The organism is Kitasatospora sp. NPDC034533 (assembly GCF_055575155.1).
Map to the genome: position 1 here is coordinate 1 of NZ_JBVITE010000016.1, position 21,921 is coordinate 21,921.

The window sequence follows — 21,921 nt, forward strand, 5'->3', positions numbered from 1 at the left end:
GGCTCCCAGTAGACGACTGGGTTGATAGGCCGGATATGGAAGCCCTGTGAGGGGTGGAGTTGACCGGTACTAATAGGCCGAGGGCTTGTCCTCAGTTGCTCGCGTCCACTGTGTTGTTCTGAAACAACGACCCGCCCCGTCAGTTGGGGTGTGTGGTGCACAGTTTCATAGTGTTTCGGTGGTCATAGCGTGAGGGAAACGCCCGGTTACATTCCGAACCCGGAAGCTAAGCCTTTCAGCGCCGATGGTACTGCAGGGGGGACCCTGTGGGAGAGTAGGACGCCGCCGAACAATTCTTCGAGAAGCCCCCGCCGGGGAACCGGTCGGGGGCTTCTCTGTTGTAGGGTCAATGTGCATTGTCGTCACACGGGACAGGAGGCCCCCGAGTGGAGGTCCAGGAGACGCGGGTCCAGACGGATCGCGTCCTCACCATCCCCAACATGCTGAGCATGGGCCGGCTGGTCGGTGTTCCGATCTTCCTCTGGCTCATTCTCTGGCCGGAGTTCGGCGGCCCGAAGAACGACGTCTGGGCGCTGTTGATCCTGGCACTGAGCGGGGTCAGCGATTACCTGGACGGAAAGCTCGCCCGGAAGTGGGGGCAGATCAGCCGGGTGGGGCAGTTGCTCGACCCGCTGGCGGACCGGCTCTATGTGCTTTCCACGCTGGTCGGATTGACCTGGCGTGAGATTCTGCCGTGGTGGCTCACCGCGATCCTGTTGGCCCGTGAGGCGTTCATCGCCACGCTGCTGCCGATTCTGAACCGGCACGGTTACGGCCCGCTCCAGACGAGTTTCCTGGGGAAGGCCGCGACCTTCAATCTGATGTACGCGTTTCCGCTCCTGCTGCTCGGCAGTGTCGACAGCTGGATCGCCCGGCCGGCCGAAGTGGTGAGCTGGGCGTTCATCTGGTGGGGGACCACGCTGTACTGGTGGGCCGCGATTCTCTACGCGGTTCAGGCGAGGCAGATCATCCGGGGGACCACCGCCGGCTCGGCGTCCACAGTCTGAGACGTGATCTGAGAGAAGCCCCACGCCCCATCGGTGCGTCGGACGATCCTTTCCGGGTAGAGATCCCTCTGGAACGCTTTGATGGACCTGCTGGTCCACCACCGCGAAGGAGGACGCACCCGTAATGAAAGCCGTTGTAATGGCAGGGGGCGAGGGCACTCGACTCCGCCCGATGACCTCCAGCATGCCGAAGCCGCTGCTTCCGGTCGCCAATAGGCCGATCATGGAGCACGTGCTTCGGCTGCTGAAGCGGCACGGCCTCTCCGACACCGTCGTCACCGTTCAGTTCTTGGCGTCACTGGTCAAGAACTATTTCGGTGACGGCGAAGAGCTGGGCATGCATCTGACCTATGCCCACGAGGAGACGCCACTGGGCACTGCGGGGAGTGTCAAGAACGCAGAGGACGCGCTCAAGGACGATTCCTTTCTGGTGATCTCCGGTGATGCGCTGACCGACTTCAACCTCTCGGAATTGATCGACTTTCACCGCAGCAAGAACGCTCTGGTCACCGTCTGTCTCACGAGGGTGCCGAATCCCCTGGAGTTCGGCATCACGATCACGGACGACGAGGGGAGGGTGGAGCGCTTCCTGGAGAAGCCGACCTGGGGGCAGGTCTTCTCCGACACTGTGAACACCGGTATCTACGTGATGGAACCCGAAGTCTTCGACTACGTCGCGGCAGGTGAGTCCGTCGACTGGTCGAGCGACGTCTTCCCCCAGCTCTTGAAGGAGGGCAAGCGGGTCTACGGCTACGTCGCCGAGGGCTACTGGGAGGACGTGGGCACCCACGAGAGCTACGGCAAGGCCCAGGCGGACGTCCTGGAGGGCAAGGTCGACGTCGAGCTCGACGGGTTCGAGATCTCCCCGGGCGTCTGGGTGGCCGAGGGCGCCGAGGTGGATCCGGAGGCCGTGCTCCGCGGGCCGCTGTACATCGGGGACTACGCCAAGGTCGAGGCCGGCGTGGAGATCCGCGAGCACACCGTGCTGGGCAGCAACGTGGTGGTCAAACGCGGCGCGTTCCTGCACAAGGCCGTGGTGCACGACAACGTGTACGTCGGGCCGCAGAGCAATCTGCGGGGCTGCGTGGTCGGCAAGAACACCGACGTGATGCGGGCCGCGCGGGTCGAGGACGGCGCGGTGATCGGGGACGAGTGCCTGGTCGGCGAGGAGTCGATCATCGGGGCGAACGTCCGCGTCTACCCGTTCAAGACCATCGAGGCCGGCGCCGTCGTCAACACCTCCGTGATCTGGGAGTCGCGCGGCCAGGAGCACCTGTTCGGGGCCCGTGGCGTGTCGGGCGTCCTGAACGTCGAGATCACCCCGGAGCTGGCCGTGCGGCTGGCGGGGGCGTACGCGACGACGCTGAAGAAGGGCGCGACCGTCACCATTGCGCGTGACCACTCGCGTGGTGCGCGTGCGCTCAAACGGGCGATGATTTCGGCGCTCCAGACGTCCGCGATCGACGTCCGCGACCTTGAGAACGTGCCCATGCCGGTGGCGCGGCAGCACACGGCCCGGGGGAGTGCGGGCGGGATCTTCCTGCGGACCACCCCGGGGGTGCCGGACTCACTGGACATCCTCTTCTTCGACGAGCGCGGGGCGGACCTCTCGCAGGCCGGCCAGCGCAAGCTGGACCGCGTCTACGCGCGCCAGGAGTTCCGGCGGGCCTTCCCGGGCGAGATCGGCGACCTGACCTTCCCCTCCAGCGTCTTCGACTCCTACGCGGGCAACCTGCTGCGGACGGTGGACACCACCGGGGTCCGAGAGGCCGGGCTGAAGGTGGTCGTGGACACCGCGCACGGCAGCGCGGGCCTCGTTCTGCCGAGCATCCTCGGCCGGCTGGGGGTGGAGGCGCTCACCGTCTCCACCGGGCTGGACGAGGCGCGGCCGACCGAGGACGCGGAGGAGCGCCGCGCCGGCCTGGCCAGGCTCGGCGAGCTGGTGGCCTCCTCCCGGGCCGCCTTCGGCGTGCGGTTCGACCCGGTGGGCGAACGCGTCGCCTTCGTGGACGAGCTGGGCCGGGTGATCGACGACGACCGGGCGCTGCTGGTGCTGCTGGACCTGGTCGCGGCCGAGCGGCGCAGCGGGCAGGTGGCGCTGCCGGTGACCACGACCCGGATCGCCGAGCAGGTCGCCGCGTACCACGGCACCCAGGTCATCTGGACCACGACCACGCCGGACGACCTCGCGAAGGCGGCCTCCGCCGAGGGCACGGTGTTCGGCGGGGACGGACGCGGTGGCTTCGTGGTGCCCGAGTTCAGCGGCGTGTTGGACGGTGCCGCGGCCTTCGTCCGACTGGTCGGCCTGGTGGCGCGGACGCAGCTCACGCTGAGCCAGATCGACGCCCGGATCCCGCAGGCGCACATCCGGCGCCGGGACATCGCGACACCGTGGGCGGCCAAGGGCATGGTCATGCGCTCGGTGGTGGAGGCGGCCGGCAGCCGTCGGCTGGACACCACCGACGGCGTCCGGGTGGTGGAGGCGGACGGGCGGTGGACGCTGGTGCTGCCGGACCCGGCCGAGGCCGTCACCCACCTGTGGGCCGAGGGCCCCGACGACGAGGCCACCGAGGCGCTGCTCGACGAGTGGGCGGCCGTGGTCGACGGCGCGGGGCGGTGACGACCGGGACATGAGCGGGGTCCGGGCCTGATCCCGGAACGACCTCGAACCGCGGGGCGTGCGGAGTGATCCGCGCGCCCCACTGTCCGTTTTCGCATCATTCGGAATGATCCGCCACTTCCGTCATGTGTGCAGCGTGTGTGCAGCTCAGGGGCCGTGCACGGGCCTCTCCGAGGCCATGGGACGATGGTCTCCATGCCAGCGACGCCGACGCCGAGTGCCCCGAACGGACGGTACAACCGTCCGGACGCCTCGATGTCCCTGCTGACCAACGTGATGGACCACGGCCTGGACGAGGGCTACGCACAGGCCGCCGCCGCACGCGGTGGCGCCCGCGACAGCCGGATGCCCGGCACGCTGCCCGGACTGCTCACCCTGGGCGCCGGGCTGGCCCTGGTGGGCGCGGTGGTGACGGTGGGCGCCGTGAACGCCCACAAGGCCGAGCCGACGCTGGCCAAGGAGCGGGACGCGCTGATCCACCGGATCAACGACAGCAACACCGCGGCCGACCAGTTGCAGAAGCAGGTGCAGGACCTGCGGCTCAAGGTCGACAGCACGCAGCAGCAGGCGCTCGCGTCGGGGGACGGCGATCCCGGTGGGTTGACCGGGGCCGTGGGCCTGGGCGAGGTGACCGGGCCGGGCGTGAAGCTGGTCCTGGAGGACGCGGCGGGCACGGGCCGAGGCGGCAACGTCGACCCGCGGGCCGGGCAGGGCTTCTCCAACAGCGGCCGGCTGCGGGACCGCGACCTGCAACTCGTGGTGAACGGCCTCTGGGGCTCCGGAGCCGAGGCGATCGCGATCAACGGGCAGCGGCTGACCGCGCTGTCCGCGATCCGGGCCGCGGGCGAAGCGGTGCTGGTGGACAACCGGCCGCTGGTGCCGCCGTACAACATCCAGGCGATCGGGGACGGCGCCAAGCTCCTCAGCGCCTTCGAGAAGGACATGGCCGGGCAGTACCTGCGGCTGCTACAGGAGCAGTACGGCATCAAGTCGACGCTCTCCGTGCAGAAGGGCCTGACGCTGCCGGCGGCGGTGGGGATGACGCTGCGGACCGCGCAGCCGGTGGCGCCCGAGCCCGCGCCCACGGCGACCGCTCCGGCTGCGGGCGACACGCCGTCGGCCGGAGCCGCGGCCCCGGAGAGCCCGGGCGCGTCCGTCTCACCGCCGGCCCCGCCTGCGGCCTCCGTGCCGGGGTCGCCGGGCTCGCCGGCCGCGACCGGAGGCAGTCCGAGCGCCAAGCGGCATCCGTCGACCGGAGCCGCCAAGACCACGACAGCGACAGGAGCAGCCAGACCGTGATTGCCGTACTGGGTCTTGTGATCGGGGTGGTCGTCGGCCTCTTCGTCCAACCCGAGGTGCCGGACGCCGTGGTGCCCTACCTGCCGATCGCGGTGGTGGCGGCGCTGGACGCCGTGTTCGGCGGCGTCCGGGCGATGCTCGACGGGATCTTCAACGACAAGGTGTTCATCGTTTCGTTCCTGTCCAACGTGGTGGTCGCGGCGCTGATCGTCTTCCTCGGTGACCAGCTGGGCGTCGGCTCGCAGCTGTCCACCGGTGTGGTCGTCGTCCTCGGCATCCGCATCTTCTCCAACGCGGCTGCGATCCGGCGCCATGTCTTCCGTGCCTGAGCCGGGCCGCGAGGCGGCGGAGGAGAAGCCGGAGCCCGTGGTGCCCGCCGAGCGGGCCGCCGGGAAGCCGGACGGGAAGGCTGTCGGGAAGGACGTCGGCAGGGCCGTCGAGAGGGCCGCTGAGGCGTCCGAGCCGGAGACGGCCGAGGGATCCGGGGCGAACGGGCCGGACGGGGCCGCCGGGGCCGCCGGGGCGTCGGAGGGGAACTCTGACGCTAAGGCTGAGGCTGAGGCCGGTCCGGTGTCCGAGCCGACGCTCCGGCTCACGAAGGTGGTCCCACCGGAGCCCGAGGGCTCGTCGGAGCCCGAACCCGGGCCCGAACCCGGGCCCGAGCCCGCGTCCGAGGCGAAGCCCGAGCCCGGAACCGAGGCCGCCGAGCCCGCACCCGAGCCGGAAGCCGAGCCCGGGCCCGCCGTCGCGGAGGCCGCCGAGCAGCCGACGGCCCCGGACCGGAACGCGGGCCGGCGGCGCCTGAAGGCGGCGCTCTGGCCGCCGCGGCTGTCGCGCGGGCAGCTGGTGGTGGCGCTGCTGCTGTTCTCGCTCGGCCTGGCGCTCGCGATCCAGGTGCGGTCGACCAACGACCACCACAGCCAGCTGCGCGGGGCCCGCCAGGAGGACCTGGTGCGCATCCTCGACGAACTGGACAGCCGTCAGCAGCGTCTCCAGCAGGAGAAGGCGGAGCTGGAAGGCTCCCTGGCGAAGTTGGAGAACAGCTCCAACCAGGCCAAGGAGGCCCAGGAGCAGACCAGGAAGAAGATGACGGAACTCGGCGTGCTCGCGGGTACCGTCAAAGCCACTGGTCCGGGCATCGTACTCACGGTCGATGATCCCCAAGGGCAGGTGAAGGCGGATATGCTGCTGGACACCCTGCAAGAACTTCGAGCGGCGGGGGCGGAGGCGATTCAGATCAACGATGTGCGCGTGGTGGTCAACACCTACTTCACCGACCTGTCGGGCGGCGGGGTGCAGATCGACGGGAAGAAGGTCTCGCAGCCCTATCGGTTCACCGTCGTCGGAAACCCGCAGGACCTGACACCCGCGCTGAACATCCCGGGAGGTGTCGTCCGCACCCTGGAGAACAACCAGGCACGGGCGACCATCGCCCAGCAGCAGAAGGTGGTCGTCGACGCCCTCGTGGACCCGAAGTCGCCGCAGTACGCCAAGCCGGCTTCGAAGTGACGGGGCACCCGACGAACGGCCCGTCAAGGGCGGGCGGCACCCGCTGCGGGGCGCCGCCGTCACGTGGGCGAGACTGGTTCGCACCGGTACGCTCCGGAGCAACAACCGCAGCACCAGCCGTCGGAGCACCGCTCCGGCGGGCCCGAGCCGCAGCATCCGGGCTCGCAGCATGTCCGAGGTTCTCACCCTGCCCCGCGGGCGGGTCTGTCACACGCAAGGGGATTCGCCCGTGAGTTTCTTCTCGAAGTTGTTCGGTCGCAACAAGGGCCGCAACTCGGCCGCCGTCGAGGCGCCCACCGCACGTCACCGCCGGCCCGAGGACGAGCCGGCCGTCCCCGGCATGCGCCCCGCCCCCGAGGGCGGGCCGTACGGGGGGCAGCAGCTGTACCGGGACGGCGCCGCCGCCCAGTACGCGGGGAATCCGGCGGGCTACGGCGCGTCGGTTGACCCTTCCGGCGAGCCGCGCATAGGTTTCCCGTCAGCACCCTCAACCTCTGGTGGAGGGTTTGCCCCGGATCCGTACGCCGGGCACAACCCGTCGGGTGTGCCGCGCCAGGAGGCTGTGAACATGGCTGGCCCCACTCCGTGTCCCAGGTGCGCCAACCCGAACCCGGCCTCGGCCCGGTTCTGCTCCAACTGCGGGACGGCGCTGCGCGGCGGTCCGCTCCCGGAGGGGGCGGCGGAGACCACGTCGACCATCTCCATCTCCGGCCTGGAGTCGTACGACCCGACCGCCACGACCGGCACCGGTGCCACGCCGGCCCTGTCGGCCGAGGTGCTGTCGGCGATCGACGCGCTGCCGCCGGGCGCGGCCCTGCTGATCGTCCAGCGCGGTCCGAACTCGGGCAGCCGCTTCCTGCTGGACTCGGACGTCACCACGGCGGGACGTCACCCGCAGGGTGACATCTTCCTGGACGACGTCACCGTCTCGCGCCGCCACGTGGAGTTCCGCCGCACCCCGGCCGGCTTCAGCGTCGCGGACGTGGGCAGCCTCAACGGCACCTACGTGAACCGGGAACGGATCGACGAGGTGGCGCTGAACAACGGCGACGAGGTGCAGATCGGGAAGTACCGGCTGGTGTTCTTCGCCGGCCACCACCGGGGGTACTGAAAACGACGCAGGCAGGAGCCCGAGTGAATACGAACCCCCCTTCCTCTTCTCTCGGGGCGACCACTCCGACCCCGTCCGGTCCGCAGGCGGACCGCGGCGGGCGCGGGGTGGTCGCGGGCCCGCGGCAGCCGGCCCGGACGGAGCGATCCGCCGGGCGCCGGCGCGGCGGTGACGAACTGCTGAGCATCGGCGCGGTGCTGGCCTTCCTGCGCGACGACTTCCCCGAGGTCACCATCTCCAAGATCCGCTTCCTGGAGGCGGAAGGACTGGTCGAGCCGCAGCGCACGCCCTCGGGGTACCGCAAGTTCAGCCCGGCCGACGTCGAGCGGCTGGCCTACGTCCTGCGCATGCAGCGGGACCACTACCTTCCGCTGCGGGTGATCCGGGAGCACCTGGACGCCATCGAGCGCGGTGAGAACCCGCCCGCGCTTCCCTCCGCCGACACCCGTCCCGGGCCGCTGGAGGAGGCGGACCGGGAGCTGGTGGCCGCCGGCGAGGCGCAGTCCGGGGTGCGGCTGGGGCGGGCCGAGCTGCTGGCGGCGGCGGAAGCGGGGGAGTCGGAGCTGGCCGAGTGGGAGTCCTACGGGCTGGTCGTGCCGGGCCCGGACGGCGGCTACGACGGCGAGGCGCTCCAGGTGGCCCGGCTGGTCGCGGAGCTCGGCCGGTACGGGCTCGAACCCCGGCACCTGCGGGCCATGAAGGCGGCGGCGGACCGCGAGATCGCGCTGGTGGAGCAGGTGGTGGCGCCGCTGCGCAGGCACCGCAACCCGCAGACCCGGGCGCACGCGGAGGCCACCGCGCGGGAACTCGCGACGCTGTCGGTGCGGCTGCACGCGGCGATGGTCCAGGCCGGTCTGCGAACCCGCGGGTAGCGGCCGCGGCGTCCGTCGGGCGACGGGTGCACCGCGCTGACCAGCGGCGTCGGCTCTGCGCTTTCATATCCGGGAGCGGAGCCATAGGGTTGCGTGTGTGAATGAGCTCGACGTCGTGGGTGTCCGAGTGGAGATGCCTTCCAACCAGCCGATCGTGCTGCTGCGGGAGGTCGGGGGAGATCGCTACCTGCCGATCTGGATCGGCCCCGGCGAGGCGACCGCGATCGCCTTCGCCCAGCAGGGCATGACTCCGGTGCGCCCGCTGACGCACGACCTCTTCAAGGACGTCCTGGAGGCGCTCGGCCAGCAGCTCACCGAGGTCCGGATCACCGACCTGCGGGAGGGCGTGTTCTACGCCGAGCTGGTGTTCGCCGGCGGGGTCGAGGTGAGCGCCCGGCCGTCCGACGCCATAGCGCTGGCGCTGCGCACCGGCACGCCGATCTACGGGAGCGAGGAGGTGCTCGCGGAGGCGGGCATCGCGATCCCGGACGAGCAGGAGGACGAGGTCGAGAAGTTCCGGGAGTTCCTCGACCAGGTCTCGCCCGAGGACTTCGGCGGCAGCGGCCCGCAGTAGCCCGGATCCGGGCCCTCCGCCCGCGGCGGGGGTCGGCCGTTCGGCCTTTTGGCCCGCCGTTTTGCCAAAAAACGCCCGCTTACCCACACTGGGGGCACGAAAAACCACTCTCCTGAGTGATGTGGTTTGTCTGACCCGGCGTGGCGATCGTTGACGGGTCATAGGGGACTGCCTACCGTCAGGAGTGGCTGTCCGGGTGGCCGATGCCCGCAGTCGGGTTGCCCGCAGCACAAGGGACGGAGGCAGGCATGAGCAGCACCGGCGATGACGCGGCGGTGGGGGGCCGGTGCGCCGTACACATGCCGCGCACCGCTCGCACCGTCACCGACCTGCCCCGGGTGGGCAGGTTCCCGGCCGTGCAACCGGGCCAGCCGGCCATCGAGCGGCTGGCCCCGACGTCCGACCTGCTCGGCTTCCGAGGCCCGACGGCCTGCGCGGCGGCCGGCATCACGTACCGCCAGCTGGACTACTGGGCCCGGACCGGACTGCTGGAGCCCAGCGTCCGTACGGCGTACCCGTCGACCAGCCAGCGGCTCTACAGCTTCCGGGACATCCTGCTGCTGAAGATCGTGAAGCGGTTGCTCGACGCGGGCGTCTCGTTGCAGAACATCCGGGTGGCGGTCGCCCACCTCCAGGCCGCCGACCAGGCCGACCTGGCCGGGATGACGCTGATGTGCGACGGCGCGACGGTGTACGAGTGCACCACGCCGCAGCAGGTGGTGGACCTGCTGAAGGGCGGTCAGGGAGTCTTCGGCATCGCGGTGGGAGCCGTCTGGCGCGAGCTGGAGCTGACCCTGGGGCGGCTGCACGCCGAGCGCACCGACACCGGTGAGACCCTGGTCGGGCACGACCCGGGCGACGAGCTGGCGCAGCGGCGCAACCGGGCGGTCTGAGCAGTCGTTCGACGAGGCCGCGGACCCGAGCGGGGAACCGTTCGGGGCCGCGGCCTCGTCGTGTTGCCTGGTTGACGCGACCGAGCCCGGTCGGGTGCGAGCGAGGGAGGGCACGTGGGGGTGGGCACCGGGATGGCGGGGCTGCTGAGGCGCCGGGCCGGGCTGCTGGCAGCGCGGCTGCGGCGGCGGCCGACCCAGCGCAGGGTGTTCCAGGCCGGTACGGTGCTCTGCTCGCTGGCCCTGGCGCCGAGCGCCTGGGTGTGGCTCTCGGCGGGGGACCGGGTGGGCACGGTGGAGAGCGCCCCCGCCGCGCCCGTCGCGGTGGTCTTCGGCGCCGGGCTGGACCAGGGCAGGCCCTCGCCGTACCTGGAGCACCGGCTGGACGCCGCGGTGGACCTGTACCGGCGGGGGAAGGCGCGGGCGATCCTGGTGACCGGGGACAACGGGCGGGTCGGGTACGACGAGCCCGACGCGATGTACACCTACCTGACCGAGCACGGGGTGCCCGCGGACCGGGTGGTCCGGGACTACGCCGGCTTCGACACCTGGGACTCCTGCACCCGGGCGCGCCGGATCTTCGGGGTGGACCACGCGGTGCTGGTGAGCCAGGACTTCCACGTCCGGCGGGCGCTGGCGCTGTGCGAGGCGGCGGGCATCCGCTCGTACGCCGTCGGGGTGCCCGAGCCGCACGACGTGACCTGGCTCTACGGCGGGCTGCGGGAGGTCGCCGGGGCGGGCAAGGCGGCGGTCAACGCCTGGCTGCGGCCGGACCCGCTGTTCCTCGGGCCCGAGGAGGACGGCATCCCGAAGGCGCTCGCCCGGGCCGCGGACGAGTAGCCGCCCGGACGGGCCGCGGGGCCTGCGGCCGGGTTCGCACGCACTGTCGGACCCGTACGCGATGATCGGCGGGTGCGTTCTCTGCCGAGCATCATCCACCTCGACATGGACGCCTTCTTCGCGGCGGTGGAGCAGGCGGCCAAGCCGAGCCTGCGCGGCAAGCCGGTGGTGGTCGGGGGGCTCGGCGGGCGGGGGGTGGTCTCCACGGCCTCGTACGAGGCGCGGAGGTTCGGGGTGCACTCGGCGATGCCGATGGCGCAGGCGCGCAGGCTCTGCCCCAACGCCGCCTTCCTGGCGGGGCGGTTCGAGGCCTACCGGCAGAACAGCGAGATCGTGATGGGGCTGCTGCGGCAGCTCTCCCCGCTGGTGCAGCCGCTCAGCCTGGACGAGGCCTTCGTGGACCTGGAGGCAGGCCCCTACGGCCCCGCCCTGCTGGAGGCGGACCACGAGACCGGCGAGCGGCTGGTGCTGGCGCTGGCGGAGGACCTGCGGGCGGACATCGAGCGGCTGACCGGGCTGACCGGCTCGGTGGGGGCGGCCGGGTCCAAGCTGATGGCCAAGATCGCCTCGGAGCAGGCCAAGCCGAACGGGCTGGTCATGATCGAGCCCGGGCAGGAGCGGGCGGTGCTCGGCCCGATGCCGGTGCGGGCGCTGCCCGGGATCGGGCCGGCCACCGAGCAGGTGCTGCGCCGGGCCGGGCTGAACACGGTGGCCGACCTCGCGGAGGCGGGGGAGGCGGAGCTGGTGCAGCTGGTCGGGAGGGCGCACGGCACCGGGATCTTCCAGATGTCCATAGGTCTGGACGAGCGGCCGGTGGTCGCCGACCAGGACGCCAAGTCGGTGTCGGTGGAGGACACCTACGAGGTGGACCTGGCCGACCGCGACCGGGTGCTGCGCGAGGTGGAGGCGCTGGCCGCCCGGTGCGTACGGCGGTTGCGGGCGGCCGGGCGCTCGGGGCGGACGGTGGTGCTCAAGGTCCGGCGGTTCGACTTCTCGACGCTGACCCGCTCGGAGACGCTCGGCGGGCCCACCGACGACGAGGCGGTGATCACCGCGACCGCGCGCCGGCTGGCCGAACAGGTGGACATCACCGGCGGAGTCCGGCTGCTCGGTGTCGGCGTCGCCCAACTCGCCGACTACACCCAGGAGGACCTGTTCGCGCAGGCGCTGCGGGAGGAGGCCGCGGAGCACGCCGAGGTGGCGGCCGCGGCGGAGCGGGCCGAGGAGGAGCCGGAGGCCGTCGTGGTGCGGCGCTGGATGCCCGGCCAGGACGTCCGGCACGCCGAGTTCGGTCCGGGCTGGGTGCAGGGCAGCGGCGTCGGGAGGGTCACCGTGCGGTTCGAGACGCCGTGGAGCGAGCCGGGGCGGGTGCGGACCTTCGCGGTGGACGATCCGGCGCTCGAAGCGTCCCGGCCGCTGCCGCTGCGCCGGGGCGAGGACGAGGACGAGGTCGAGCGGGAGGTCGGGGACGACGGGGCGGACCGGGGGGACTGAGGCACGAAAACGGCCCCACCCGGTGGGGGAGTTACCGGGTGGGGCCGATCACCGTGCCGGCTCCGCACGTTCGTGATGCCCTCGCGACGTACGGAGGCCGGGTGCCCCGCGCCCTGTCCCTGAGCGCGGGGCCGGACGCCTCGTCAGGCGTCGGTCTTGACCAGCTCGGGGCTGGAGTCCTGCTGGGCCGAGCCGCGGGCGACGGTCGCGGTGGCGGCCGACGTGCCGCCGCGGATCAGGAACGGGACGACGCCGGCGACGACGCAGACGACGGCCGCGGTCCAGAACGCGTGCTCGTAGGCGTCCAGGGTGGGCAGGGAGAGCGGGATCTGCGGCGGCAGCTTCAGGGTGTCGCCGGTCAGGATGGCGGCCATGACGGCGGTGCCGATCGCGCCGCCGACCGTGCGCAGCACGGAGTTCATGCCGTTGGCGATGCCGCTCTGCTCGACCGGGACGGCGCCGTTGATGTAGGCGGGCATGGCGGCGAAGGCCAGGCCGACGCCGAGACCGAAGATCGCCGACGCGGTGTAGATGTCGGCCTCGTGGCCGTGGCGCACGGCCAGGTAGGCCATCGCGACGGCACCGAGGACGCCGCCGAGGACCAGCGGCAGGCGCGGGCCGCGACGGGCGATCAGCAGGGCGCCGACCGGGGCGGCGACCATCGAGCCGATCGCGGACGGCAGCAGCATGATGCCGGCGTGCAGCACGGTGGCGGTGAAGCCGTAGTGGGCCAGCTTCTCCGGGGTCTGGGCGAAGTTGCTGATGACCATGAAGGAGCCGTACATGCCGAAGCCGATCAGCAGGCCGGCCGCGTTGGTGAAGGCGACGGCCGGGCGGGCCATCATCTTCATGTCCACCAGCGGGTGGGCGACCTTGGTCTCGATGATCCCCCAGAGCAGGGCGACCACGGCGGCGACGGCGAACAGGCCGAGGGTCTTGTTGGAGGCCCAGCCCCAGTGGTTGCCCTGGCTGACCGCGACCAGCAGGGCGGAGAGCCAGCCGGCCAGGGTGAGGGCGCCCAGCGGGTCGGCGCCGCCCTCCTTGTCGGTGACCGGGTCGGTCGGGACCCGGAAGGCGACCAGGGCGACCGCGACCAGGCCGCAGACCAGGCCCATCCAGAAGATCGACTTGTAGCTCCAGTGCTCCAGCAGCAGGCCGGTGGCGACCAGGCCGAGGCCGGAGCCGACGCCCATCGAGGCGCTGATGGCGGCGACGCCGCCGGTCACCTTCTGCTTGGGCAGCTCGTCGCGGACGATGCTGATCGCCAGCGGCAGGACGCCACCGCCGGCGCCCTGGAGGACGCGGGCGACGACCAGCCAGGTGAACGAGTGGGTGCTGACCGCCAGCGCCGAACCGGCGACCAGGCCGGCCAGCGAGATCAGCAGCATCGGCTTGCGGCCCCGGAGGTCGCCGAAGCGGCCCAGGAGGGGAGTCAGCACGGCTGCGGAGAGCAGGTTGGCGGTCATCAGCCAGGTGATGCTGGAGGCGGAGACGTCCAGTTCCTTGGCCAGCGAAGGCAGGATCGGGACGACCGCGGTCTGCACCACGCTGAACGACAGCATCGCCAGGATGAGGGCCGGCAGGACCCGGGCGCTGCTCTGCTTCTCGGCCGCGGTGGTGGGCTGTGGTGCCTCACTCACGGTTGCTTCCTCCCGTACATAGTGAATGAACTGAAGTAACTTTGCCGAGGATAGTTAAGAGTGTCAAATATCGAGTGGTTAAGCCTTGGTAAAGACGAAGGGTCGGGTACGCGACAAGGTGGCCGGAGCGCGCCGAGGGCCCCGGACGGGTGTCCGGGGCCCTCGGATCGGAGGCCGGTGTCAGGCGAGTGGGCGCAGGGCGGCGGGGCGAGCAGTGTCGGGGGCGGAGGAGGCCGGGGCGGTGGTGTCATGGACCTCGACGCGCTCGCGACGCAGTTCGTCCCGGACCACCTCCTCGGTGGTGTAGCGCTCGACGACGAGGCGGACCCGTTCGACGGGCGCGAGGTACTTGCGGATCACCGGGCGCTCCTCGCGGAGGGTGACCTCCTCGACGGCCTCGGCGACCTCCTTGTCGGTGAGGGCGGCGCGCTCGGCCTCGCTGACCGGCATCCGCTCGACCCGGACGCGCTCGTGGACCACCGGGACGCGGCGCTCGACCTGTTCGGTCGTCACGTACCTGCGCAGCTTCGCGGTGCCGATGGTGTGCCACTCGGTGGTGATGTCCATCCGCTCCTCCCGGCAGGTGATCTCGACCGGGCTGCTGGTGGGGGCGGACGGGGTGGCCGGGCGTGGCGCGGCCGCGGCCGCGGCGGGTTCGGGCGCCGGGGCGGGCTGCGACGGGTGCTTCGGCTCCGCCGCGGGGGCGGGTGCCGCAGGGGCGGCGGTGGGTGCGGGGGCGGCGAGGGAGCGGGGGTCGGCCCCCGGGGCGGTCCTGTCGGCGTCGGCGGCGGCCGGGGCGGCCGGGGCGGCGGGCGCGACGGGGGGCCGGGCCGGGGCGGGCTCGGCGGTGCGCTCGGGGTGGTGGAAGGTGAGCGACTTGGCGGGGGCCGCCGCGGTCGGCGAGGCGGCGGCCGCGGTGGTGCCGAAGTCGAGGTCGGGCTGCTCGGCGCGGCTCCGGTCCTCGTCGTGCGGGTGGCCGTCCACCGGGGTGTCGAGCCCGTAGTAGCGGTAGAGCTGGAGCTCCTGGGCGGGGGACAGGTGCTGGCCGACGCCGAAGTCCGGCGACTCCTTGACCAGTGACTTGTCGTAGGGCACCCGGAGCTCGTCGCCGGCGAACTCGCTCGTGGTCAGCGGGACGAAGGCGTCCCGGCCGAAGATGCCCGTCCGGACCGCGGCCCACTCGGGCCGGCCGGTGGCGTCGTCCAGGTAGACCTCGTCGACCGTGCCGATCTTGTCTCCGTTGCGGTCGACGGCCCTGTGGCCGATGAGGTCCCGGGGGTCGATGTCGGTCTGCACTCGTTCCTCCAGTGCGCTGGGCTGCGTAACTCCCGCAGGAAGGCGGCCGGAGCACCCGTTCCGTCCGCCACTTCACACCAAAAGCCATGAAGCGGACGAACGCGACCGGGGTGCGCCGGACGGGCTGCGCACTGGCCCGTCCGAGGGAACGCGCGTAGACCCCGAGTGACCTGACGCACCGGTGATCGGAGGGCCTCCCGCTGGTAACCTGGGCGGCGACCGCCGAGCCCGCTCGGGAGAGTCCCCGGCAGTGAAAACCGCTGGTCGGGGCGCCGAAGGAGCAACTCCTCCCCGGAATCTCTCAGGCATCCGTACCGTGCGGGCTAGGTCACTCTGGAAAGCAGGGCAGGAGCGCCGGCGCGGGAGCCGACGACCACCACCCTCACCGACGGTGCAAGCCGACGGAGCGCCACAGCGCGACGTGCGGGCGAAGCTCTCAGGTCCCGATGACAGAGGGGGAGGCCTTTCGGGTCCGTACGCCCAGGCCGGTCCGCTGTCCGCAGCGGCGTTGGCCGGCCCGGCGTGCGTACCCCCGCCGGTCCGTGACCAGGAGGCCTCGACCACCATGAACGCCCAGCCGAACGCGGGACGCCCCACCGGCGCCTCGACCCTCACCGAGCTTGAGCTGGCCAGCCCCTTCGAGAACCGCCACATCGGCCCCGACGCGGCCGCGCAGGAGAAGATGCTGGCGTCCGTGGGCTACGGCTCGCTGGACGAACTCGCCGCCGCCGCGGTGCCCGAGGCGATCCGCTCCATCACCGCCCTGGACCTTCCCGGAGGCCGGACCGAGGCCCAGGTCCTCGCCGAACTGCGCGAGCTGGCCGGCCGCAACCAGGTGCTCCAGCCGATGATCGGCCTGGGCTACTACGGCACCTTCACCCCGCCGGTGATCCTGCGCAACGTCATGGAGAACCCGGCCTGGTACACCGCCTACACGCCGTACCAGCCGGAGATCTCGCAGGGCCGTCTGGAGGCGCTGCTCAACTTCCAGACCCTGGTCTCCGACCTGACCGGCCTGCCGACCTCCGGCTCGTCGCTGCTGGACGAGGGCACCGCCGCCGCCGAGGCGATGGCCCTGGCCCGGCGCGTCACCAAGGTCAAGGGCGGAGTGTTCCTGGTCGACGCCGAGACCCTGCCGCAGACCATCGCGGTGATCAACACCCGTGCCGTGCCGACCGGCGTCGAGGTCGTCGTCGCCGACCTGTCCGAGGGCATCCCGGCCGAGATCGCCGAGCGCGGCGTCTTCGGCGTGCTGCTCCAGTACCCGGGCGCCACCGGCGTGGTCCGCGACCTCGCCCCGGTGATCGAGCAGGCGCACGGTCTGGGCGCGATCGTCGCCGTCGCCGCCGACCTGCTCGCGCTGACCCTGCTCAAGTCCCCCGGCTCGCTGGGCGCCGACATCGCCTGCGGCACCTCGCAGCGCTTCGGCGTGCCGATGGGCTTCGGCGGCCCGCACGCCGGCTACCTGTCGGTGCGCGCCGAGTACGCCCGCTCGCTGCCCGGCCGCCTGGTCGGCGTCTCCGTCGACGCCGACGGCAACCGCGCCTACCGCCTGGCGCTCCAGACCCGCGAGCAGCACATCCGCCGCGAGAAGGCGACCAGCAACATCTGCACCGCCCAGGTGCTGCTCGCCGTGATGGCCTCGATGTACGCCGTCTACCACGGCCCGGACGGCCTGGCCGACATCGCCCGCCGCACCCACCGCTACGCCGCCGCCCTCGCCGAGGGCCTGCGCGCCGGCGGCGTCGAGCTGCTGCACGGCGAGTTCTTCGACACCGTCACCGCCGTCGTCCCGGGCCGCGCCGCCGAGATCGCCGCCGCCGCCCGCGCCAACGGCATCAACGTGTACCAGGATGGCGAGGACCGGATCTCGGTCTCCACCGACGAGACCACCACCCGCGAGCACCTGGCCGGCGTCTGGGCCGCGTTCGGGGTCGAGGGCGTGGAGATCGCCGAGAGCGCCGAGGCGCTGCCCGCCGCGCTGCTGCGCCAGGACGAGTACCTGACCCACCCGGTGTTCCACAGCCACCGCTCGGAGACCGCCATGCTGCGCTACCTGCGCCGCCTGTCGGACCGGGACTACGCGCTGGACCGCGGCATGATCCCGCTGGGCTCCTGCACCATGAAGCTCAACGCGACCACCGAGATGGAGGCGGTGACCTGGCCGGAGTTCGGCCAGCTGCACCCCTTCGCACCGATCGACCAGGCCGAGGGCTTCCTGACCCTGATCCGCCAGCTGGAGCGCCAGCTGGTCGAGGTGACCGGCTACGACGCCGTGTCGATCCAGCCGAACGCGGGCTCCCAGGGCGAGCTGGCCGGTCTGCTGGCCGTGCGCGCCTACCACCACGACAACGGCGACACCCAGCGCGACGTCTGCCTGATCCCCTCCTCGGCGCACGGCACCAACGCGGCCTCCGCGGTGATGGCCGGCATGCGCGTGGTCGTGGTGAAGACCCTGGTCGACGGCGACGTCGACGTCGAGGACCTGAAGGCCAAGATCGAGCAGCACCGCGACAACCTCGCCGTGCTGATGGTCACCTACCCGTCGACCCACGGCGTGTACGAGACCCAGATCACCGACATCTGCGCCCTGGTGCACGAGGCCGGCGGCCAGGTGTACGTGGACGGCGCCAACCTGAACGCGCTGGTCGGCCTCGCCAAGCCGGGCAAGTTCGGCGCGGACGTCTCGCACCTGAACCTGCACAAGACCTTCTGCATCCCGCACGGCGGCGGCGGCCCGGGCGTCGGCCCGGTCGCGGTGCGCGCCCACCTGGCGCCGCACCTGCCGAACCACCCGCTCCAGCCGGAGGCCGGCCCGGCCACCGGCGTCGGCCCGATCTCGGCCGCGCCGTGGGGTTCCGCGGCCATCCTGCCGATCTCCTGGGCGTACGTGCGGCTGATGGGCGGCGAGGGCCTCAAGCACGCCACCCAGGTCGCGGTGCTGAACGCCAACTACATCGCCAAGCGCCTGGCCCCGCACTTCCCGGTGCTCTACACCGGTCCGGGCGGGCTGGTCGCGCACGAGTGCATCATCGACCTGCGCCCGCTGACCAAGGAGACGGGCGTGACGGTGGACGACATCGCCAAGCGCCTGATCGACTACGGCTTCCACGCGCCGACGATGTCCTTCCCGGTGGCCGGCACGCTGATGATCGAGCCGACCGAGTCCGAGGACCTGCACGAGATCGACCGCTTCTGCGACGCGATGATCACCATCCGCGGTGAGATCGACAAGGTCGGCTCGGGCGAGTGGGCGGCCGACGACAACCCGCTGCGCAACGCCCCGCACACCGCCGCCACGCTGGCCGGCGACTGGGCGCACGGCTACTCGCGGCAGGAGGCGGTCTTCCCGGCGGGCGTGAACCCGGCGGACAAGTACTGGCCGCCGGTGAGCCGGATCGACGGGGCGTACGGCGACCGCAACCTGGTCTGCTCGTGCCCGCCGCTGGACGAGTACGGCGTCTGACCGGTCGAGCGGGAAAGGGGCAGGGCCCCGGCGGAGCTTCCGCCGGGGCCCTGCCCCTCGTGCTGTCGAGTCGGCGGCTGCCCCCGCCGTACGGCCTGACCGGGTGGTCAGGCCGCGTGGGCGACGGGGCGGCGCGGGGCGATGACCCGGCCGTCGGGCAGCAGTTCTCCGGTGTCCTCGAACATGACCACGCCGTTGCAGAGCAGGCTCCAACCCTGCTCCGGGTGGCGGGCCACCGAGGCGGCCGCCTCGCGGTCCTCGGACTCGGCCGACGGGCACTCAGGACGGTGCTGGCACATACGCGTACCCTCGCTTCGCTCTGCGATCCTCCCCGTGGGGCGGGCGCCGGAGGTCGTGCCGTCCGGAGCCGCCGCGGCGGTCGGATCCTGTCCGCGCGTCGACCAGGTGTGGACCGACGCTCAAGTGGGTAGGACAGGTGGTCCTTCCACGCTGGTTCCCAGTGTCGGCATCCGCGGACCCGCGCGCAGGGATTTCGTGACATGCGCCACAACTCCCGGTCAGAGATCACCCGTTCAGGTGGGGCCGACGGGAAAAGGCGCACCGGTGGGCCAGGCAGGGCATGGCCCGTTGGGGCCATGGCGGATGGCCCGGCCGGACGAGGCGTGCCGGGCGGGTGTTTCCGGGCGGGGCCTTCGGGGGCCGGTGTGTCCGGGTGGGGCCTTCGGGCGGGCGCGAGGCGGAGCGCGAGGGCGGGCGTGCGGGCACGGCTGTGGGCCGCCGGGCGGGTGGGCCCGGCGGCCCGGGGTGCCGATGGGTCAGGAGGAGCCGAGCAGCAGCGGCCTGGCGAGCGGCGCGCGGGTGAGCAGTGGCAGCAGTTCGGAGGCCGGCCGGGCGCGGTGCGCGGTGACGCCGAGCGGGGCCGGGGCCAGTGGGATCAGCAGGTCGGCGGCCGTCCCGGGGTCGGGGTCGTGCAGCCACAGCGCCGTGGCGTACTGACCCGGGAAGGTCAGCAGCCGGGGCTGCCGGGGGGGCCGGGAGCCCTGGGCGAGCTGCCAGGCCTCGCGCAGCGCCCTGACCGTCGAATCGAGGTAGGGCCCGGCGGTGAAGTGGGAGAAGGTGTGGCCCTCGGCGCTCTGCACCACCTCGGCGGCGGCGGCGACCTCGGTGCCGTCCTTGATCAGGAAGCGCCAGCCGGTGCGGCGGGCGGCCGGGAGCCCCGGGCGCGGGCCGTTCAGGACGTACACCGCGAGCGGGTGGGCGGGGAGCAGGGGGCCGTTCGGATGGCGGAGCGCCGCGGCGGCGGGCTGGCGCAGCGCGGTCGGGGAGTCGAGCGCGCCCAGGACCGCGCGCAGGGCGCTCGGCGGGGGCTGGGGGGTTTGCAGAGTCATGGCGGGATCCGCCTCTCCAAGCGAGATCGGCGTGCGAGTGCGGCATACCGGCGTGGCGCGGCGACGCGTCGACGGTGACGGGGCCTGCCGTGTCCGGTTGTGCAGGATCGCGGTGCCGGCGCGGTCGCCGCCGTCGATGAGACTTCGGGGCAATGGCTGACCGGCCGGGCGCTGTGCAATTCGAACAGGTGCGCAGGGTGACCTGTTTATCACGGGCTGTGGTGCCGGGCAAGTCTACAGTTCGTCTGATATTCCGTCAGTTGCCTTGCAATGCAAGCCAGTACACGCGTTCGGGTATCGATCTTCGAGGTGGGCATATTGGTTGCACGGTCGGTCGACCGGGGTGCTCGACGGGGTGGCTCTTGAGGAGGGGACCGTGGGCGAGAAGGTCGTGGCGACTCGGGCGGAACTGGCGGACCGGCAGCTGTACCGGCGCAAGCTCCAGGCGTGCCTCGAAACGCTGGGACGGATGATCCGGGAGGACCGGTTCGACCGGCCGCGGGCGGTGATGGGCCTGGAGATCGAGCTCAACCTGGCCGACGAGCAGGGACTGCCGGCCATGACCAACGCGCAGGTGCTGAGCGAGATCGGCTCCAGCGACTTCCAGACCGAGCTCGGCAGGTTCAACATCGAGGTCAACATCACTCCGCACCGGCTCTGCGGGCACGTTTTCGAGGAACTGCGCGAGGAGATCGACACCGGGCTGCGCTACGCCGACCGGCGGGCGGCCGAGGCGGGCAGCCGGATCGTCATGGTGGGCATCCTGCCGACGCTGGAGCACGCCCACACCGGACTGGACGCGATGAGCCACAACCAGCGGTACAGCCTGCTCAGCGAGCAGATCCTGGCCGCCCGCGGGGAGGAGATCGCGCTGGACATCGAGGGGGTCGAGCACCTCCAGCTGGAGTCGATCACCATGGTGGCCGAGGCCGCCGCCACCTCGCTCCAACTGCACCTCCAGGTGACCCCGGAGCGGTTCTCCTCGGTGTGGAACGCGGCCCAGGCGATCTGCGGGCCGCAGCTGGCGCTCGGCGCCAACTCGCCGTTCCTGTTCGGGCGGGAGCTGTGGCGGGAGACCCGACCGGTGCTCTTCCAGCAGGCCTGCGACACCCGTTCGGCGGAGCTCAAGGCGCAGGGCGTGCGCCCGATCACCTGGTTCGGCGAGCGCTGGGTGGAATCGGCCTACGACCTGTTCGAGGAGAACCTGCGGTACTTCCCCGCGCTGCTGCCGATCTGCGACGACGAGGACCCGCTGAAGGTGCTGGCCTCCGGCGGCGCGCCCAAGCTCGCCGAGATGCGGCTGCACAACGGCACCATCTACCGCTGGAACCGGCCGGTGTACGACGTCGCCGGCGGGGTGGCGCACCTGAGGGTGGAGAACCGGGCGCTGCCGGCCGGGCCGACGGTGGCCGACACCCTGGCCAACGCCGCGTTCTACTACGGGCTGGTGCGGGCGCTCGCCGAGCAGCCCCGGCCGATCTGGACCCGGCTGCCGTTCGAACGGGCGGACGAGAACTTCCGCCAGGGCGCCCGGTACGGCATCGACGCGGTGTTCCAGTGGCCGCGCCCCGGACGGGCCGGGCGCGGCGGCGGATTGCAGACGGTGTCCGCCGTCGACCTGGTGCTGAACGAACTGCTGCCCCTGGCCCACCAAGGGCTGGACGAGTGGGGCGTGGAGCCCGCCGACCGGGACCGCTACCTGGGCATCATCGAGCAGCGCTGCCTGCGCCGCACCAACGGCGCGTCCTGGCAGGCCGCGACCTTCCACCGGCTGTGCGAGCAGTACGGGATGGACCGGCCGACCGCGCTCGCCGCGATGACCAGGCGCTACGCCGAACACATGCGCGGCGGCGAGCCGGTGCACACCTGGCCGGTGGGCTGAGCCCTCCCCACGGGGCCGTCCGGCGGCTGTGTCAGGATGATCGCTCCGGCGGTCGGCCGACGGCCGGAGCGA

General features: G+C 72.0%; 17 protein-coding genes, 2 rRNA genes and 1 riboswitch. Of the genes, 15 read left to right on the forward strand and 4 right to left on the reverse strand.

The features are described 5' to 3' along the window. From ACZ55U_RS14250 to ACZ55U_RS14310, 13 genes are all read left to right on the forward strand, one after another. Positions 1 to 93 (forward strand): 23S ribosomal RNA (locus tag ACZ55U_RS14250); the annotation flags it as partial. 81 nt (positions 94 to 174) lie between these two features. Next, positions 175 to 291 (forward strand): 5S ribosomal RNA (rrf, locus tag ACZ55U_RS14255). Between the two features lie 95 nt (positions 292 to 386). After that, the gene (locus ACZ55U_RS14260) at positions 387 to 1,007 is read left to right on the forward strand and encodes a CDP-alcohol phosphatidyltransferase family protein (RefSeq protein ID WP_465526022.1); all 621 of its coding nucleotides are present in this window, start codon (positions 387 to 389) and stop codon (positions 1,005 to 1,007) included. A 124-nt stretch (positions 1,008 to 1,131) separates the two neighbouring features. Then, complete coding sequence (locus ACZ55U_RS14265) at positions 1,132 to 3,627, forward strand: sugar phosphate nucleotidyltransferase (protein ID WP_465526024.1); 2,496 nt, start codon at positions 1,132 to 1,134, stop codon at positions 3,625 to 3,627. A gap of 195 nt (positions 3,628 to 3,822) precedes the next feature. Next, complete coding sequence (locus tag ACZ55U_RS14270) at positions 3,823 to 4,926, forward strand: DUF881 domain-containing protein (protein ID WP_465526026.1); 1,104 nt, start codon at positions 3,823 to 3,825, stop codon at positions 4,924 to 4,926. Next, positions 4,923 to 5,255, forward strand: coding sequence for a small basic family protein (locus ACZ55U_RS14275; protein ID WP_030062488.1), 333 nt, complete (start codon positions 4,923 to 4,925; stop codon positions 5,253 to 5,255). Before ACZ55U_RS14270 ends, ACZ55U_RS14275 begins: the two co-directional genes overlap by 4 nt. 241 nt (positions 5,256 to 5,496) lie before the next feature. Then, positions 5,497 to 6,435 carry a DUF881 domain-containing protein gene (locus ACZ55U_RS14280; protein ID WP_465526028.1) on the forward strand — a complete coding sequence of 313 codons (939 nt, stop codon included), beginning with the start codon at positions 5,497 to 5,499 and terminating at the stop codon, positions 6,433 to 6,435. A 568-nt stretch (positions 6,436 to 7,003) separates the two neighbouring features. Further along, complete coding sequence (locus tag ACZ55U_RS14285; RefSeq protein WP_465526030.1) at positions 7,004 to 7,546, forward strand: FHA domain-containing protein; 543 nt, start codon at positions 7,004 to 7,006, stop codon at positions 7,544 to 7,546. A 179-nt stretch (positions 7,547 to 7,725) separates the two neighbouring features. Next, positions 7,726 to 8,418 carry a transcriptional regulator FtsR gene (gene ftsR, locus ACZ55U_RS14290; RefSeq protein WP_465526258.1) on the forward strand — a complete coding sequence of 231 codons (693 nt, stop codon included), beginning with the start codon at positions 7,726 to 7,728 and terminating at the stop codon, positions 8,416 to 8,418. Between the two features lie 97 nt (positions 8,419 to 8,515). Beyond that, positions 8,516 to 8,992 carry a bifunctional nuclease family protein gene (locus tag ACZ55U_RS14295; RefSeq protein WP_030303568.1) on the forward strand — a complete coding sequence of 159 codons (477 nt, stop codon included), beginning with the start codon at positions 8,516 to 8,518 and terminating at the stop codon, positions 8,990 to 8,992. Between the two features lie 248 nt (positions 8,993 to 9,240). Further along, positions 9,241 to 9,885 (forward strand): MerR family transcriptional regulator, encoded by a 645-nt coding sequence (locus ACZ55U_RS14300; RefSeq protein WP_465526032.1) that lies wholly within the window; start codon positions 9,241 to 9,243, stop codon positions 9,883 to 9,885. 132 nt (positions 9,886 to 10,017) lie between these two features. Further along, the gene (locus ACZ55U_RS14305; RefSeq protein WP_465526260.1) at positions 10,018 to 10,722 is read left to right on the forward strand and encodes a SanA/YdcF family protein; all 705 of its coding nucleotides are present in this window, start codon (positions 10,018 to 10,020) and stop codon (positions 10,720 to 10,722) included. A gap of 72 nt (positions 10,723 to 10,794) precedes the next feature. Further along, positions 10,795 to 12,216 carry a DNA polymerase IV gene (locus ACZ55U_RS14310; protein ID WP_465526034.1) on the forward strand — a complete coding sequence of 474 codons (1,422 nt, stop codon included), beginning with the start codon at positions 10,795 to 10,797 and terminating at the stop codon, positions 12,214 to 12,216. A gap of 143 nt (positions 12,217 to 12,359) precedes the next feature. Here ACZ55U_RS14310 and ACZ55U_RS14315 read toward each other — a convergent pair whose 3' ends face one another. Both ACZ55U_RS14315 and ACZ55U_RS14320 read right to left on the reverse strand, forming a co-directional pair. After that, positions 12,360 to 13,856 carry an MFS transporter gene (locus tag ACZ55U_RS14315; protein ID WP_465526036.1) on the reverse strand — a complete coding sequence of 499 codons (1,497 nt, stop codon included), beginning with the start codon at positions 13,854 to 13,856 and terminating at the stop codon, positions 12,360 to 12,362. A gap of 180 nt (positions 13,857 to 14,036) precedes the next feature. Next, positions 14,037 to 15,152, reverse strand: a complete 1,116-nt coding sequence (locus ACZ55U_RS14320; protein ID WP_465526038.1) for a PRC and DUF2382 domain-containing protein — start codon at positions 15,150 to 15,152, stop codon at positions 14,037 to 14,039. Between the two features lie 223 nt (positions 15,153 to 15,375). After that, positions 15,376 to 15,479, forward strand: a riboswitch (glycine riboswitch). A gap of 238 nt (positions 15,480 to 15,717) precedes the next feature. Here ACZ55U_RS14320 and gcvP point away from each other — a divergent pair. Beyond that, positions 15,718 to 18,618 (forward strand): aminomethyl-transferring glycine dehydrogenase, encoded by a 2,901-nt coding sequence (gene gcvP / locus ACZ55U_RS14325; RefSeq protein ID WP_465526040.1) that lies wholly within the window; start codon positions 15,718 to 15,720, stop codon positions 18,616 to 18,618. A gap of 107 nt (positions 18,619 to 18,725) precedes the next feature. On the opposite strand, the gene ACZ55U_RS14330 is transcribed toward gcvP, so the two are convergent. Both ACZ55U_RS14330 and ACZ55U_RS14335 read right to left on the reverse strand, forming a co-directional pair. Then, positions 18,726 to 18,917 carry a DUF5999 family protein gene (locus ACZ55U_RS14330; RefSeq protein WP_380699141.1) on the reverse strand — a complete coding sequence of 64 codons (192 nt, stop codon included), beginning with the start codon at positions 18,915 to 18,917 and terminating at the stop codon, positions 18,726 to 18,728. A gap of 477 nt (positions 18,918 to 19,394) precedes the next feature. Further along, positions 19,395 to 19,967 (reverse strand): hypothetical protein, encoded by a 573-nt coding sequence (locus tag ACZ55U_RS14335; protein ID WP_465526042.1) that lies wholly within the window; start codon positions 19,965 to 19,967, stop codon positions 19,395 to 19,397. A gap of 376 nt (positions 19,968 to 20,343) precedes the next feature. On the opposite strand from ACZ55U_RS14335, the gene ACZ55U_RS14340 reads away from it, so the two are divergent. After that, entirely contained in the window at positions 20,344 to 21,849 is a 1,506-nt protein-coding gene (locus tag ACZ55U_RS14340; protein ID WP_465526044.1) for a glutamate-cysteine ligase family protein, read from the forward strand. The last annotated feature ends 72 nt before the right edge of the window (positions 21,850 to 21,921 follow it).